A 14983-nucleotide genomic window follows, 5' to 3' on the forward strand; every position below is an offset into this window, starting at 1 on the left:
ATGTCTGTTTCGGTTGGCATTAAAAACTGACGGATACCCCTAGTGTAACGGATTTAACCCCCGGATAAACCCCGTTGTCGACCCCCTGCTGCAGCGAGTTACCGCTGAATGCGTTCACTTCCGGGTCGAATCCTTTGTAGTTGGTGAACGTGATCAGGTTTTGCCCTGACACATAGACATTCGCCGATTTGATCACGGTTTGATTGCCCAGCGGCAATCTATAATCCAGCCGGATGTTCCGTAAACGGACGTAGGAACCATCTTGAATAAACAGCTCTGACCGACGGTGGACAATCCCGGCTTTTGGATTTGGGTAATAGTCGTAAATGTTGTCAATCCGATTGAACGCCGGGGTGGGTTCGGCCAGCGTAAACAGCAGTTGATTATCAATGCGATTTCCCTGTACGCTTGACCAGGTCATGGTGAAGTTGAGCCGCTTGTACCGAATGCTGTTGGTCAGACCGATGATAGAGGTGGGATAGGGGCTACCCAAAAACTGGTTGTCGCGTCCATCGATAATGCCGTCGTTATTGATATCCTCAAAGGCCAGTTCTCCTTTAGCATCCACCCCATTGGTTTTGGGTCCATAAAAGGCCGACAGCGGATCCCCTGGTGTGATTCTGGAGTTACCCGAACTGATCGGCAGGTTATTTTTGGTGGCTATTACCTTGTTTTTATTGATCGACAGGTTGGCGTCCACCATCCAGCGTAAATCATTGGTATTGAGCAGATCAGCGCCTACTTCCAGCTCAAAGCCCTTATTCTGAACCTGCCCTACATTGTCGATAATGGTGTTGTAGCCCGTCGACGGTGCTAACTGAACGGTGGCCAGCAGCGACGTCGTGTTTTTCACATAGTAGTCGAACGAAGCCCGGAATTTATCATTTAACAGACCAGCATCCATACCTACATTGGTTTGCGTGGTCGTTTCCCAGGTCAGGTTATCGTTGGGCAACGTAGGCGACAGACCAACCACCAGCCCCGAACCAGCCCCCTGCGCCGTGTTGATTATGTTACCAACCAGCAAGGACTGATAGGGCTGAATGGCCGGATTCCCCGATTGTCCCCAGCTGCCGCGCACTTTCAGGTTAGAAAGCATACTAAACTGCTTGAGCCACGGTTCTTCCGACGCCCGCCAGGCTAAGCCTACCGAAGGGAATGTACCGTATTTGTGGTTTTTGCTGAACACCGATGCACCGTCCCGGCGAAGGCTGGCTGAAAACAAATACCGGTCGTTATAATTCAGCCGTAACCGACCGAAGGCTGAAACCAGGTTATTTTTGATAATGTCCGTAACAGGCTTAGAGACACTACCTGCTGCCGAGAAGTTATAATCTTTCAAATCGTCATTGATGTATTTTGACCCCAACAGCTGAATCAGGTCCACTTGAGTTGCCTGAACGGATGCTCCGACGACTCCTTCGAAATCCAGCTTTCCCAGTTTCTTTTTATACTCCATAAAATCTTCAGCGACGACGTTGATGGAGTTGGTCGTCGTCAATTGTCCGATGCCGACGCCTGAACTCAACTGTGCCAGCACAATTGGAAAATACAAATCGGCGCGAGCCGTAAAATAATCGATACCAACCCGGGTCGTGTTCGTCAGTCCTTCGATCATCTTTACGCTAAAATCCATACCGCCCTGAAAACGGGTTACGGTGTTTCTGTCCAGCGACTCTTTAGTGAACGCCAGCGGATTTTCGACATCGATACCGCTGAATGAAAATGGGCGCGGATTTCCATACGTACCGTCAGCATTATACGGAGCAACCGTGGGTGAGGCCAGCACCATAGCGCCAACCCCGTTTTTACCCATATAACGCGTCGGAGAATTGTCGGAAGCGGAGAACCCGTTAGACTGAGTTCGGGCAACCGTCATGTAAGTGCGAAGGCTTATTCTAGAATTCAGCTGTGTGTTTAGATTGAACCGTAGCGACCCTCTAAAAAAATTAGTCGCCAGAATGATACCAGGTTGCGTCAGGTAGTTACCTGACACGTAGTATTGCGTTTTCTCGGTCCCTCCCGAAAAACTCAGCGTATGGCTTTGTTGCAGGGCCGATCGAACCACCTGGTCCTGCCAGTAGGTGTTGGCATTGGTGGCATTGGTCACTTCGGATGGGATGGCCAGGCTGGAATTCGTATAGTATCGCTTTGTAAAATCGAGATACTGCGTACCATCCATTACGTTCATTTTCCTTTGGATGGTCTGATTCGTAAAGCTGGCATCGTAGGTGATCCGATTCTGACCCGCCTTACCGCTTTTTGTCGTAATCTGAACCACACCGTTAGCGCCCCGCGACCCGTAAATGGCGGTGGCCGACGCATCTTTGAGAACTTCGATGCTTTCAATATCGCTTGAATTGAAGGACGACAAGCCATTCAGCGCCCGGTTGTCATTATTGAACTGCGGCACCCCATCAATAACGAACAGCGGCTCATTTCCGCCTGCAATGGACGTAACGCCCCGTACCCGAATCGAGACACCCGCTCCTGGCTGGCCCGAACTCTGCTGAACTTGTACACCCGTCATGCGCCCCTGCATGGCACTTTCAACGCTGGTGACAGGCATTTCCTGAATCGTTGTCGATTTGATAGCCGCCGACGAGCCGACAAACTCAGCCCGTTTCTGATTCCCGTAGCCCGTCACTACCACTTCCTCCAGCGCTTTCGTGTCCGGTTTAAGCTGGATATTTACCACCGTTTGGGAAGCTATTTTAACTTCTTCTTTCAAATAACCTACAAACGAGAAAACAAGTACGTCGCCGGAATTGACATCAATGCTGAATTTTCCATTATTGTCAGTCGTTACACCGGCTGTAGTAGCTTTTCGGATAACGCTAACTCCCGGCAGCCCTGCACCATTTTCATCGGTTACAGTACCCGAAATTTTTTGTATTGCTTCATGATGGGCATGAGAGGTGCTGGCCTCTGAAAACTGGACATTTGTCACGAGCACGATCGCCGTTAAAATAGCGGTGACGAACACGTTTTGTCTACACCTTACTTGATTTGTCATAGGAAAAGGGGGAGGGAAAAGATGAATCAGACATATTGCAAATCGTTGGGCAAAAGACGAGTTGACTATCCTGCCCTGGAGGTATTCCTTCAAGGCAGCCAACGAACTGATCGAGTTGGCAGAAAATACGCTGGAATTAGATCGTAGAATACTATAAGGCATATACTTAAGTACTTGCACATAAAACTAGTAAGTAATTATACCTGATTTTTACTTAGAATAATATCAATAATTTTTTGATTTTTTACGCAATCGTTCCCGGCAACGTTTTCAGGCCATTTTTATCATACTAGACTCAGGTCCATTAGCTAGATGGCTCGTTGTCCTTGCTTGCTACCAACTTATACACTGGCACGAAACCAGTACACATAGTGGCTGAGGCTGACCGAATTACTAATGATGCTGTCTACCTCTGGGATTGTGGGCTGAAAAGATGCCGCGTTATAGCGGATTGCCGGAGTATAGTAGTGTATGAAAACTGATTGCTCATTTCTACCGTTTCGTGCTGTTCTAAGGCAGCTATAATCTGAGTAGTGGCAGCGGATATGCTATAATAGGTACGTACAAGGCAATAACGGGATCAGGCAACGGGGAGTCAGCTATAAGCATCTGACTCCCCGTTGCCTGATCCCGTTATTGAGAATACGCTTTTGTTGCGTTGGTCCCTTCGCTCACCAAGTTATTCGACTTGTTTCAAATAACACGGTGAGCGAAAGGCCTGTGTATTATAGTCCGAATGCTGACAATGTAACGAACTCATTTACACGAGCTTGAATTTCTTCCTGCGTCAGGTTCATAATACGTTCAGCACCAAACTTTTCTACGCAGAACGACGCCATTGCTGAACCATAAATGATAGCCCGTTTCATGTTATCGAACGAAGTATCATCGGTTTTGGCAATGTGTCCAATAAAACCACCGGCAAACGTATCGCCCGCACCGGTCGGATCAAAAACGACTTCGAGTGGCAACGCAGGAGCAAAAAATGTACGGCCTTCACTGAAAAGTAACGCACCGTGTTCGCCTTTCTTAATGATAACCGTTTTTGGCCCCATCGCTTGAATTTTGGCGGCTGCTTTCACCAACGAATACTCGTGGGTCAGCATTCGGGACTCTTCGTCGTTCAGCACCAGAACGTCAACCAGCTTCAACAAACTCATCAGATCAGCGTTTGCAATATCAATCCAGAGATTCATTGTGTCCAGCACGATCAGCTTTGGTCGTTTTTGCAGCCGCTCAACGACAAGTTGCTGAATAGAGGGCGCGGTGTTTCCCAGCATTAGATACTGGCAGTTCTGATACGAGTCTGGAATGATTGGATCGAAGTTTTCCATTACATTCAGCTCCGTCACCAACGTATCACGCGAGTTCATATCGTTATGATATTTCCCCGACCAGAAGAACGTCTTCTCCCCTTTCCGAACCTGTAATCCCTCGGTATTGATGCCATGCTGAGTCAGATCATCAATCATGGACTGCGGGAAATCATCACCTACAACGGCAACCAGATTATTTTCTTTCGTGAAATACGAAGCCGACAGCGTGATATACGTAGCGGCACCGCCGATGATTTTGTCGGTCTTGCCGAACGGGGTCTCCAGTGCGTCGAACGCTACGGACCCAACAGTTAATAGACTCATGTGTATTTAGTTTATTTCTTGCGCCCAATTACCGGGCAACGTTTGAATGGTTTGGTCTCGTCGAACAGTTTACGATACGTAATGTGGGTTTTAACGATTTTTGATCCTAACTGGCTCACAAAACGTACCATAATCGGATTAAAATCACCGACCCAGTTCATTTCCAGTTCGGTGTATTGAAAGTTATGATTACGATCAGCTTCATGCGGCATACGTAACGCAATGGCCGCTTCTACCCCCTTTCCCTGATGCTCTGGCGCTACACCAAACACGACGCCAAATGCTTTGTGGTTGGTTTTCAAGAGCATGTGCCACAGAAATTTCAATTTTCCAATCAGATCCAATTTACCATTAACGTGCTTAAATACCTGATTCAGTTCGGGTAAGCAAACGAAAAAAGCGACAGGCTCATCATGATAATAAGCGAAGTAGATGATTTTTTCATCAATAACCGGCTTTAGTTTCGACATCAGTAACTGCGCCTGTTCAGCCGACATCTCTTTAACGCCACTATGTCCACCCCATGCTGCGTTATAAATGTGTCGAAATTGCTCAGCCGCAGCCGGAAGGTGTTTCTTATCAATCGTTCGGAAACTGTAATCGGGATTCTCGTAAATCCGTTGGGCACGATCTTTTACAGCCTGCGACATATCGACCAGTTTCGACCAGGTCGTTGGAATGCCGAACGTAAACTGCTTAAAATAATCTTTGAAGCCGTAATTCTCAAAAAGTAGAACGTAGTACGGCTTGGTGTAGGGCATGCAATAATTGGGCTCCCGGTCGAATCCGTCGACCAGAAGTCCCCACCAGCGATCGCGATCTCCGAAATTAATCGGTCCGTCCATCGCTTCCATACCTTTGCTCTGAAGCCACGATTTGGCCGCATCGAACAGTATGAAAGCGGCTTTCTGGTCGTCAATGCATTCAAAAAAGCCACAGCCTCCGGTAGGCTGATCGTTATCAAGATTGGCAATTTCGTAGTCGACGAAAACCGCGATACGTCCGATTGTTTCTTTTTTGTCGTTCAGCAGTAAATACCGAATGCACGCTCCGTGCTCGAATCGTTTGTTGCGAGCGGGGTCAAATACTTCCTCAACATCGGTATCCAATGGGCGAATCCAGCACGAATCATTGCGATAGAGTCGTACCGGAAACTGGATAAATTCTTTCTGATAGTTGGCGTTAGCGCCTACCTCAACTATCTGCATTACAGCGTTGGAGATGGTCAGTTTTTAAAACAAAACGCGAATATAGCCAAAAGTGACGGGGCCTCTTTGGTTAACCTACCGTTTTCCCCGAACAATCCGTAACTTCGCCCTATTAAACAGGATCTTTTCTGCCATGTTGACGAAGGAAATTTACGTTTTACGCACACACTGTTGTCGCTGATTTAGTAACCTCTACACTACCTATGCCGCTCGGCAGGTCTATTCCTTTGTCAATTCCAGAAACAGGTAATCAACCTATGCAACCGCTTCATTTATATAATACCCTCGCTCGCAAAAAACAATTATTCGAACCACTCAGCCCGCCTTACGTAGGCATGTACGTCTGTGGTCCAACGGTCTATAATTACGTTCACCTTGGCAACGTCCGTACGTTTCTGACATTCGATACGCTATATCGTTATCTAACATTTATCGGCTATAAAGTACGCTACGTCCGTAACCTCACCGATGTGGGCCACTTAGTCGGCGATGGTGACGAGGGCGAAGATAAAATCGGGCGAATGGCTAAGCTTGAGAAGGTTGAGCCGATGGAAATCGTGCAGCGCTTCACGAACGATTTTCACACCGTAATGACCCAGTTTAATACGTTACCGCCCAGTATTGAACCAACGGCAACGGGTCACATGGTTGAACAAATTGAAGCCGTGCAGGCTTTGCTGACGAAAGGACTGGCTTACGAATCGAATGGCTCGGTCTACTTCGACATTGATACGTATAACCAGCGCGGTGGTAATTACGGCAAGCTCTCCGGCCGGATTCTGGAGGATCTGCTCAATGAAACCCGTGAGTTAGATGGACAGTCCGAAAAGCGTAGTCCACTTGATTTTGCCATCTGGAAACGAGCGGCTCCCGAGCATATTATGCGCTGGAACTCGCCCTGGGGTGAGGGTTTTCCAGGCTGGCATCTGGAGTGTACGTGCATGAGTACCAAATATTTAGGCAAGCAGTTTGACATTCACGGCGGAGGTATGGACTTAAAGTTTCCGCACCATGAATGCGAAATTGCCCAGGGCGACGGACTGACTGGTCATGATCCAGTACGTTACTGGATGCACTCGAATATGCTGACGGTTAATGGCCAGAAAATGTCAAAGTCGCTGGGCAACTCTTTTCTGCCTTCCGAGTTGTTCGCAGGAAGCCATTACCTGCTCGAACAGGCCTATAGCCCCATGACAGTACGTTTCTTCATGCTCCAGTCACACTACCGCAGCACCCTCGATTTCTCGAACGATGCGCTCAAAGCAGCTCAGAAAGGTTATCGTCGTTTGGCAAACGGATTACGTATCATCAAAATGATGACGTACCAGGCTGGTGAAGGTGAGCCCGGCGTGGATTCGCCCAGCGTGGATTCGCCAGATGAGACGAAGCAGCAGGATATTCGGCAGGCGGTTCAGCAGTTTTACGATGCGATGAATGATGACCTTAATACGGCCGTCGGCATTGCGCAGTTGTTTACGCTGCTGAAGTATATCAACATGCTTTATCTGCAACAGCTTCAGGCATCGGCGCTTGGCGAAGACGTATTTAATCTGCTTAAAGAATCGTTTGTTACGTTCATGCAGGATGTACTTGGCCTTAAAGAAGAAGGTACGTCTAATCAGCCGGTTCTGGAAGGTCTGTTAACCTTATATCGCGAGTATAAAGAGCAACGCCAATACGACAAAGTCGATCAGATACGTTCGTACTTCAAGGCACAGGGACTGGCTATCAAGGATATGAAGCACCAGATTGACTGGGCGTATGAGGAATAAGAAATGTTATTTCCTGTCATTCGTAGCCATAGGTCATTAAACCAGAATATCTGATTAGAGATCAAAGGCTATAGATGACCCCGAATGACGATCAATAACCATAAAATGACGAAATCCATTCTTGGCTATTCCATAGCCCTTTTGCTGTTAACAACCAGTGCCTGCCGGACAAAAGAGTCGAAAACCGATACTACACAGACAACTGAGCAACCAGCAGTTGTTACAGCCCCAGCCTTTAATGCGGACTCAGCTTATACGTACGTTGACCAACAGGTAAAGTTTGGTCCACGTGTACCTAACACGCCCGCGCACGTTCAAACAGGTAACTACCTTGCTGCTAAACTAAAACAGTTCGGTTGTGGGGTTACTGAGCAATCGTTTGTAGCCACTACGTGGGATGGCAAAAAACTCAATGCCCGCAATATAATTGGCAGTATTAACCCTAAGGCGACCAAGCGAATTTTATTAGCTTCTCACTGGGATTCGCGCCCTCATGCCGATCAGGATCCTGACGCGGCTGATAAAAATAAGGCGGTAACGGCAGCTAACGATGGAGCAAGTGGTGTAGGCGTATTGCTTGAATTAGCCCGTGCGATTCAACAAAGTCAGCAGAAGCCAACGGTGGGCATTGACATCATTTTCTTTGATGCTGAGGATTGGGGGAACGGCGAAAAGGCGAGTGGTGATTTTGAGAAAGAAACGGGAAATCAGTACGATTATATTGGCTTTTGTCTGGGTTCGCGTTATTGGGCTAAAAATCTCCACAAGCCTGGCTACTCGGCGTACTACGGTATTTTGCTGGACATGGTTGGAGCCAAAGGTGCTACGTTCGCCAAGGAAGGCCTTTCGATGCAGTTTGCGCCGACAGTTGTCAATAATGTCTGGCAAACAGCTAGCCGCGCCGGTTACAGTCAATATTTCATTGATACGCCCGGCGGCCAAATCACGGACGATCACCTTGCCCCAAACACCATTGCTAAAATTCCGATGATTGACATCATTCATACGAATATTGGGTCGGGGGGCTTTTTCCCGGCCTGGCATACAGCTGAAGACAACATGAGTAATATTGATCGGGGTACACTTAAAGCCGTAGGCCAAACCCTGTTGCAGGTTCTTTATAACGAACAATGAGGGTCTAACCACAGAGTCACGGAGAACACAGAGAAATATTGAGGAAGACTCTGTGCTCTCCGTGACTCTGTGGTTAAATAAAATAAATATGAAGTTTTTGCTCTTACCACTTACTGTAATCTTGTTATCTAGATGCAGTCCTGCTCCTGATACGTTTGGCAAACTTGATTTGAAAAAATGGCGAGGTGATCGGGGCGGCTGCAATGGTGTTCGCGATGCAATTTTGCCCGATTTTAGGGCTGAAGTTCAAAATTTGAAAGGCCAGACCGCGAATACACTTACAGAGTTACTGGGCCGTCCTGATATCAACCAGATTGCCGACCGTAATCAGAAGTTCTATATTTATTTTTTGGAGAAAGGGCCTCAATGTGACCAACCCGGCGCAAAATCCAACAGTCGCTCGGTAGCGATACGTATGAGTGCCATCGGCTTAGCCACCGAAATTACCTTCCAGAATGGTCTTCCGTAATAGTAGCCTGGCCGGGCTACACATAAAATTTTTTCCGCTCAATCATTTCTTCCACGACTTCCGGCACCATATAGCGGATGGAACGATTGGCACGAATACAGTCGCGGATGAACGTAGCGGAAATATCCAGCAAAGGCGCTTCGATGACGCGAACATTAGCGTGCGTTTTGAACGGACTTTCTACCGCACGGGGACGTTTGTAAACGTATAATCCGTAGTATTCCAGAATCTTATCGTAGTTTTTCCAGTTGGCAAATTGCTCCAGATTGTCTTCGCCCATAATCAGCCGAAATGTGTGCTGCGGATATTTTTCTCCAAGCCGCACCAACGTATCAATTGTATAACTGGGCTTTGGCATCGAAAACTCAATGTTAGTTGCTTTCAGGCGGCTATTGTCGGCAATAGCGCGCTCGACCATGTCGATCCGGTCGAATTCGTGCAGCAAACTCTTCGTCTTCTTAAATGGATTCTGGGGCGACACCACGAACCACACCTGCTCCAGGTCAGTAGTCGTGGCCATCGTGTTTGCAATGATCAGGTGACCAGTATGAATGGGATTGAACGAGCCGAAGAATAAGCCGATTTTCATAATTAGTCGTTAGTCAATAGCCAGCAGTCGATAGTACTACGTATACTTACTGTCGACTGACGACTATTGGCTTATGGTACTGATGACCTATATTATAGCGCCTTTTGCCGGCACTTTGTTTTCTGTCACAAAATCATCAACCAGCTTTTGGGCTTTTTGTAGCGATGTTTCCAGGTCATCGTTCATCAGAATGACGTCGAAACGATCCTGGAAACTCATTTCAAAATGGACTTTAAACAAACGCCGGGACAAACTCTCTTCCGTTTCAGAACCCCGACCAATCAGGCGCTGACGTAGCGTTTCTTCATCCGGCACTTTTACAAAGACAGCTAAGGCTTTATCGCCGTAAAAATTCTTCAGCTTTAGCCCTCCCTGTACGTCTACGTCAAATAATACGTGTTTACCGCTTGCCCAAACGCGCTCAATTTCAGACTTCAACGTACCATAAAAGGCTCCAGTATACACCTCTTCCCATTCGACAAACTCGTTGTTGTCCAGTTTCTGCTTAAAATCTTCAGGCGTTAGAAAATAATAGTCTTTGCCGTTCTCTTCAGCACGACCCCGACGGTCGCGGGTGCAGGCTGAAATGGAAAAGCCGAGATTGTTGTTCTCGGCCAGCAAATGCTTAACGATGGTGGTTTTGCCCGAACCAGAAGGGGCTGAAAAAATAATAAGTTTACCGTCCACAGTGGATAATACGTTGGTTGGAATAAAAAATAATTGGGGTAATTAAGGTTGCTTCCATAAGCAATGCCTTAATTACCCCAATTATCCTGATTGCAATTAGCTGAAACTCAGAATTCGAGATTTAATTGTTGCCACTAACTGTTCTGGACAACATCTTTTCTCCATGCGTTTAGTCAGTAATTCCTTTACTTCCTTTTCGAGATGATACATCTCAATACAAGGTTTGCAGGATTCGAGATTAGCTTGCAGTTTAGCAAGCTGTTGTTCGGTGGCTTCTCCATCCAGAATCAACTGAATCATCTTCAAGCAGTCAGCCTGGTGGCTGCAATTGTGCTTCATCTCAGGCTTTAGTTCGGATGAAGATGAGGACGGCAACGACGTTTGCATTGGAAAAATTTAATTTATTCCAAGAATAATAATACCCTTAAAGTTATTAGCAGAACCAATTTAGGCTTAGAAAAAGTTCGGTTTATTCTTCATTTTCTTCTTTGTATCCCATCGAAGAGGCATAATCACGTAACTTTTCTTTCAACAGGTTGCGGGCGCGGTGCAAACGAGATCGGACAGTACCGATTGGGATGTCCAGGATCTTAGCCATTTCCTCGTAGGTAAATCCTTCAATATCGCAAAGAATAATAACCGTTCGGAAGTCGACTGGCAACGCATTTAGCGCATTCGCAACTTCATCGCCAATTAAATCAGAAACGGATTCTGCCCGGAGGTCTACCGTGTGTTCAGATTCAGCGTCTTCAGAGTTATAGGTCGTTTCAACGTCCTGATAATCTACCTTAGCTGGCTCCTTACTTTTTTTCCGATAATCGTTAATGAAGCTGTTCTTCAGTATCCGAAACAGCCACGCTTTCGCGTTAGTTCCTTGCTCAAATGACGAAATAAACCGAAAAGCCTTCAGATACGTATCCTGAACGAGGTCGTTGGCATCATCCTCGTCCATGGTTAGCCGGAAGGCAAAGTTGTACATAGAGTCTATATGAGGCATAAACTCCTTATTGAATACCTGGTATTTCTGCTCATCGGTGTAGCGCCGGGCAGGGGTATCTTCCGAGGGCTGCTCAATTGGATCGCCGTCGGGTAATAGTTGGTCTTCGTCGCGAGTTGGCGTATCTGACATAACTTGTTGTATAGTCGCCATAAAAGTAAGCGTTAATTGCCGTTTACTGTCGGCAATCCTCAACGAATTCGCAAATTAGACACGTTCTATTTGCTGAGTTTTATATTACCTGACAGCAAAAACCAATCCTTTGTTTGAGAAAAAGGTTTAAAATCAGTTATATATGACGATTTGGCAGGAACGATTCCATACATGACAATGTTAAAGCCGGTCAATTACTACGTATGGGTAGCAATCGACCGGCTTCTTTTGGGTAGCATGGACTTTAGTCCGTGTAGCCGTAGGCTAAAATATCAACTCCATTTTAGCCTACGGCTACACGGACTAAAGTCCATGCTACCTATTGAATACCTGTGTTACGTTGAAATAGCGTTTGAGCCATGAATCAGCAGCACGTATACGCCAAGTAGTCAAAAATTCCGCTTTCGTTTGTACCAATGTATTAAACACAATCGTCTCTGGCGTTATTGACCCATCCGAAACGGCAGCTTTGAGCATGGGTAAAGCATAAGTCTGAACCGTACCGTTGCCTAACTGAATAGCCGCAGATCGATCGAAAAAGTCAACCGGCGGATCGACCTGACGCCCAATCTCCTGCAGCGTTCGTACCGATGAGTCGATTGAACAGCCACTGGGCAATGTGTACCCTTCATCGACGCCAACTACCACAAAGCGATTCTCGACCACCTGCGCCGAAGCCAGCAAAGGCTGACCGTGTGCAGCCCATTGATCCAAGGCTGGTTTTAGAGCCTCTTCAATTGTTTTCACATCGCCGTCACTAAGCGGACGGTTAGCCTGATACACCCATACGCGAGCATGATCTGGCAGTTTATCAAAGTCAACGTACATTTTAAATGATAAATGATGAATTAGCAGTGATGAATACGTAACAGCAAATGCCCTATGAACATTCATCATTTACTTAAAGCCCCTCACCCTGCGCGATGAGTTCCGAAATGTCATAGACACGTACTGAATCTTCACGGTTTTTATTCTTAACGCCGTCAGACATCATGGTCATACAAAAGGGGCAGGCCACAGCAATTGTATCGGCACCTGTGCCAAGTGCTTCTTCGACACGTTCGACGTTTACGTCTTTCTTGCCGGGTTCAGGCTCTTTGAAATATTGACCACCACCCGCACCACAGCACAGGCCATTGGCTCGCACTCGCTTCATTTCAACCAGATCGGCGTCTAAGGCCGCCAGAACCTCGCGTGGCGCTTCGTATACTTTATTAGCACGGCCAAGGTAGCACGAGTCATGAAACGTTATGCGCCGGCCTTTAAACGACTCACCGTCTTTAACCCGAATACGCCCTTCGTTAATAAGTCCCTGCAAAAACTGCGAATGGTGGATGACCTCGTATGTACCGCCCAGTTCAGGGTATTCATTTTTGATTGTGTTGAAGCAGTGCGGACAGGCTGTCACGATTTTCTTGACGTTATAGCCATTTAATACCTGAATATTCGATATAGCCTGCATCTGAAACAAGAACTCGTTCCCCGCCCGACGCGCCGGATCACCCGTACAGGCTTCTTCCGGTCCCAACACGGCAAACTTAATCCCGACGTGGTTCAGAATCCGGACGAATGCGATAGTTACGCGTTTATAGCGATCATCGAACGAACCCGCGCAACCGACCCAGAACAGAATTTCCGGCTCCTCGCCCGAAGCAGCCATGTCGGCCATCGTCGGAACTTTATATGTTTTTACTTCCTGCGTCATGATTTTAGTCTGTAGTCTGGCCCAACCTTATTTACTTTCATTCACCTGCTCAGCCCAGTTAAAGCGGTCGCTCGGCGAAAATTTCCAGGGAGCCATATTATTCTCGATATTACTAAACATCGCATTCCACGACGCCGGTGCCTGCGACTCTTCCATCACCCGATACCGACGTAATTGCAGAATAATATCCAATGGATTGATGTTGATCGGACAGGCATTGATGCAGGCCTGACAGGTTGTGCAGGCGTTCAGTTCTTCGGCTGTAATGTAATCGTTCAGGAGCGATTTATCGTCACGGTAGTCATCGCCATTCGTTTTCCAACCCTGTTGAATTTCTTCGAGCCGGTCGCGGGTATCCATCATGATCTTCCGGGGCGACAGTTTCTTGCCGGTAATATTGGCCGGACACGCTGACGTACACCGTCCACACTCCGTACAACTGTAGGCGTTCATGAGGTTGATCCATTTCAGATCCTGTACGTCCTTCGCACCAAACCGACCAACTTCGGCTGGCTGCTCGCCATTATCATTCGTCTGAGAACCGTCTGGTTCTGTTGTTACAGGCAAGCCAAGCGAAAGCTGAACCTCCTTTGTTATTTCAGGCATATTCTGCATTTCTCCTTTTGGCTGAAGATCGGAGAAATAGACATTCGGAAAACCCAGCGCGATGTGCAGGTGCTTCGAATACGTTACGTAGATAGCAAAGGCCATAATCCCCAAAATATGTGCCCACCAGGCAAAACGCTCATAAAAAACCAACGTAGTGTCGCTGAAACCAGTAAAGAGTGGTTTTAAATAGTGACTGATTAGAAAATCAGGAACGATACCCTGTAATTCGCCGTAGTGGCCAACACCCCGATCCCGTAGAACGCTGTCCGACGCATTCCAGGTCAGAAATGCAATCATCAGCAGAATTTCGGCGGTTAGAATAATAGCGGCATCAGTACGTGGCCAGCGAGTCATTTCGCGATGACGTTCCGGCTGAAACCGATTCACTTTCGCCACAAACCGACGGCATAAAAACACTACGCACACGGCCAGCACCCCGAACGCCAGGATTTCAAATACGTCAATCAAAATCGGGTAAACAGGTGTAATGTAAGGCGCAAACAAGCGGTGTGTTCCCAGAATACCATCCAGAATAATCTCAAGAATTTCAAGATTGATGATGATAAAACCCGCATAGATGACAAAGTGCATCACCCCAACCAGCAGATTCGTAAACATCTTTTTCTGCCCAAAAGCCACCAGCAGCATCGTCTTCAATCGCTCATCGGCATGATCGAATCGATTCTCCGGTCTGCCGAGGTTAATGGCACGGGCGATAAGCCGGACACGCTTTGTTATATACCAGATTGTTGCAGCCAGAGCCGCAACGAACAAAATTTGTTGTACAATTTCCATTCGCTTACTATTACGTATTATATCTGATAATCAGCAGGATTAGTCAAATGCTTGTACTTCATTGAAAAATATTCCGGACAATGTCTTGCAAAAAGGCATGTAACGCGTACTTTTGCACCCACGTTTCGGTGATGTAGCTCAGTTGGTAGAGCAAAGGACTGAAAATCCTTGTGTCGGCGGTTCGATTCCGTCCATCACCACCACCTTAA

At 47.1% G+C, this 14983-nt stretch carries 13 protein-coding genes and 1 tRNA gene; 4 read left to right on the forward strand and 10 right to left on the reverse strand.

The genetic code is table 11. The features are described from left to right. Positions 1-19: 19 nt before the first annotated feature. The 3 genes from IC230_RS18465 to IC230_RS18475 all read right to left on the reverse strand — a co-directional run bounded on the left by IC230_RS18465 (position 20) and on the right by IC230_RS18475 (position 5864). On the reverse strand, positions 20-3016 hold the full coding sequence (locus tag IC230_RS18465) for a SusC/RagA family TonB-linked outer membrane protein (RefSeq protein ID WP_191040513.1): 2997 nt from the start codon (positions 3014-3016) through the stop codon (positions 20-22). 725 nt (positions 3017-3741) lie between these two features. Continuing rightward, positions 3742-4656 (reverse strand): PfkB family carbohydrate kinase, encoded by a 915-nt coding sequence (locus tag IC230_RS18470; RefSeq protein WP_191040514.1) that lies wholly within the window; start codon positions 4654-4656, stop codon positions 3742-3744. A gap of 11 nt (positions 4657-4667) precedes the next feature. Further along, entirely contained in the window at positions 4668-5864 is a 1197-nt protein-coding gene (locus IC230_RS18475; protein WP_191040515.1) for a hypothetical protein, read from the reverse strand. Positions 5865-6121: 257 nt separating this feature from the next. On the opposite strand from IC230_RS18475, the gene cysS reads away from it, so the two are divergent. The 3 genes from cysS to IC230_RS18490 all read left to right on the forward strand — a co-directional run bounded on the left by cysS (position 6122) and on the right by IC230_RS18490 (position 9239). Next, positions 6122-7636, forward strand: a complete 1515-nt coding sequence (gene cysS / locus IC230_RS18480; protein WP_191040516.1) for a cysteine--tRNA ligase — start codon at positions 6122-6124, stop codon at positions 7634-7636. 105 nt (positions 7637-7741) lie between these two features. After that, a complete protein-coding gene (locus tag IC230_RS18485; protein WP_191040517.1) occupies positions 7742-8770 on the forward strand; it encodes a M28 family peptidase in 1029 nt (342 codons plus the stop codon). 88 nt (positions 8771-8858) lie between these two features. Next, positions 8859-9239 (forward strand): hypothetical protein, encoded by a 381-nt coding sequence (locus IC230_RS18490; protein ID WP_191040518.1) that lies wholly within the window; start codon positions 8859-8861, stop codon positions 9237-9239. 16 nt (positions 9240-9255) lie between these two features. Here the strand turns inward: IC230_RS18490 and nadD are convergent, their stop codons facing one another. The 7 genes from nadD to IC230_RS18525 all read right to left on the reverse strand — a co-directional run bounded on the left by nadD (position 9256) and on the right by IC230_RS18525 (position 14774). After that, complete coding sequence (gene nadD, locus IC230_RS18495) at positions 9256-9828, reverse strand: nicotinate (nicotinamide) nucleotide adenylyltransferase (protein WP_191040519.1); 573 nt, start codon at positions 9826-9828, stop codon at positions 9256-9258. An 87-nt stretch (positions 9829-9915) separates the two neighbouring features. After that, positions 9916-10515 (reverse strand): guanylate kinase, encoded by a 600-nt coding sequence (gene gmk, locus IC230_RS18500; protein WP_191040520.1) that lies wholly within the window; start codon positions 10513-10515, stop codon positions 9916-9918. Between the two features lie 96 nt (positions 10516-10611). After that, complete coding sequence (locus IC230_RS18505; protein WP_191040555.1) at positions 10612-10854, reverse strand: hypothetical protein; 243 nt, start codon at positions 10852-10854, stop codon at positions 10612-10614. Between the two features lie 130 nt (positions 10855-10984). After that, complete coding sequence (locus IC230_RS18510; protein WP_223860704.1) at positions 10985-11665, reverse strand: sigma-70 family RNA polymerase sigma factor; 681 nt, start codon at positions 11663-11665, stop codon at positions 10985-10987. 315 nt (positions 11666-11980) lie between these two features. Further along, positions 11981-12493, reverse strand: a complete 513-nt coding sequence (locus IC230_RS18515; protein ID WP_191040521.1) for a hypothetical protein — start codon at positions 12491-12493, stop codon at positions 11981-11983. Positions 12494-12566: 73 nt separating this feature from the next. Further along, positions 12567-13370 carry a (Fe-S)-binding protein gene (locus IC230_RS18520; protein WP_191040522.1) on the reverse strand — a complete coding sequence of 268 codons (804 nt, stop codon included), beginning with the start codon at positions 13368-13370 and terminating at the stop codon, positions 12567-12569. Positions 13371-13397: 27 nt separating this feature from the next. Next, entirely contained in the window at positions 13398-14774 is a 1377-nt protein-coding gene (locus IC230_RS18525; RefSeq protein WP_191040523.1) for a 4Fe-4S dicluster domain-containing protein, read from the reverse strand. Between the two features lie 127 nt (positions 14775-14901). Between IC230_RS18525 and IC230_RS18530 the strand changes: the two genes are divergently transcribed. After that, a tRNA-Phe gene (locus IC230_RS18530) sits at positions 14902-14977 on the forward strand. The last annotated feature ends 6 nt before the right edge of the window (positions 14978-14983 follow it).

Origin of the sequence: Spirosoma validum (assembly GCF_014699035.1) — a bacterium.
Taxonomy (GTDB): Bacteria; Bacteroidota; Bacteroidia; order Cytophagales; family Spirosomataceae; genus Spirosoma; species Spirosoma validum.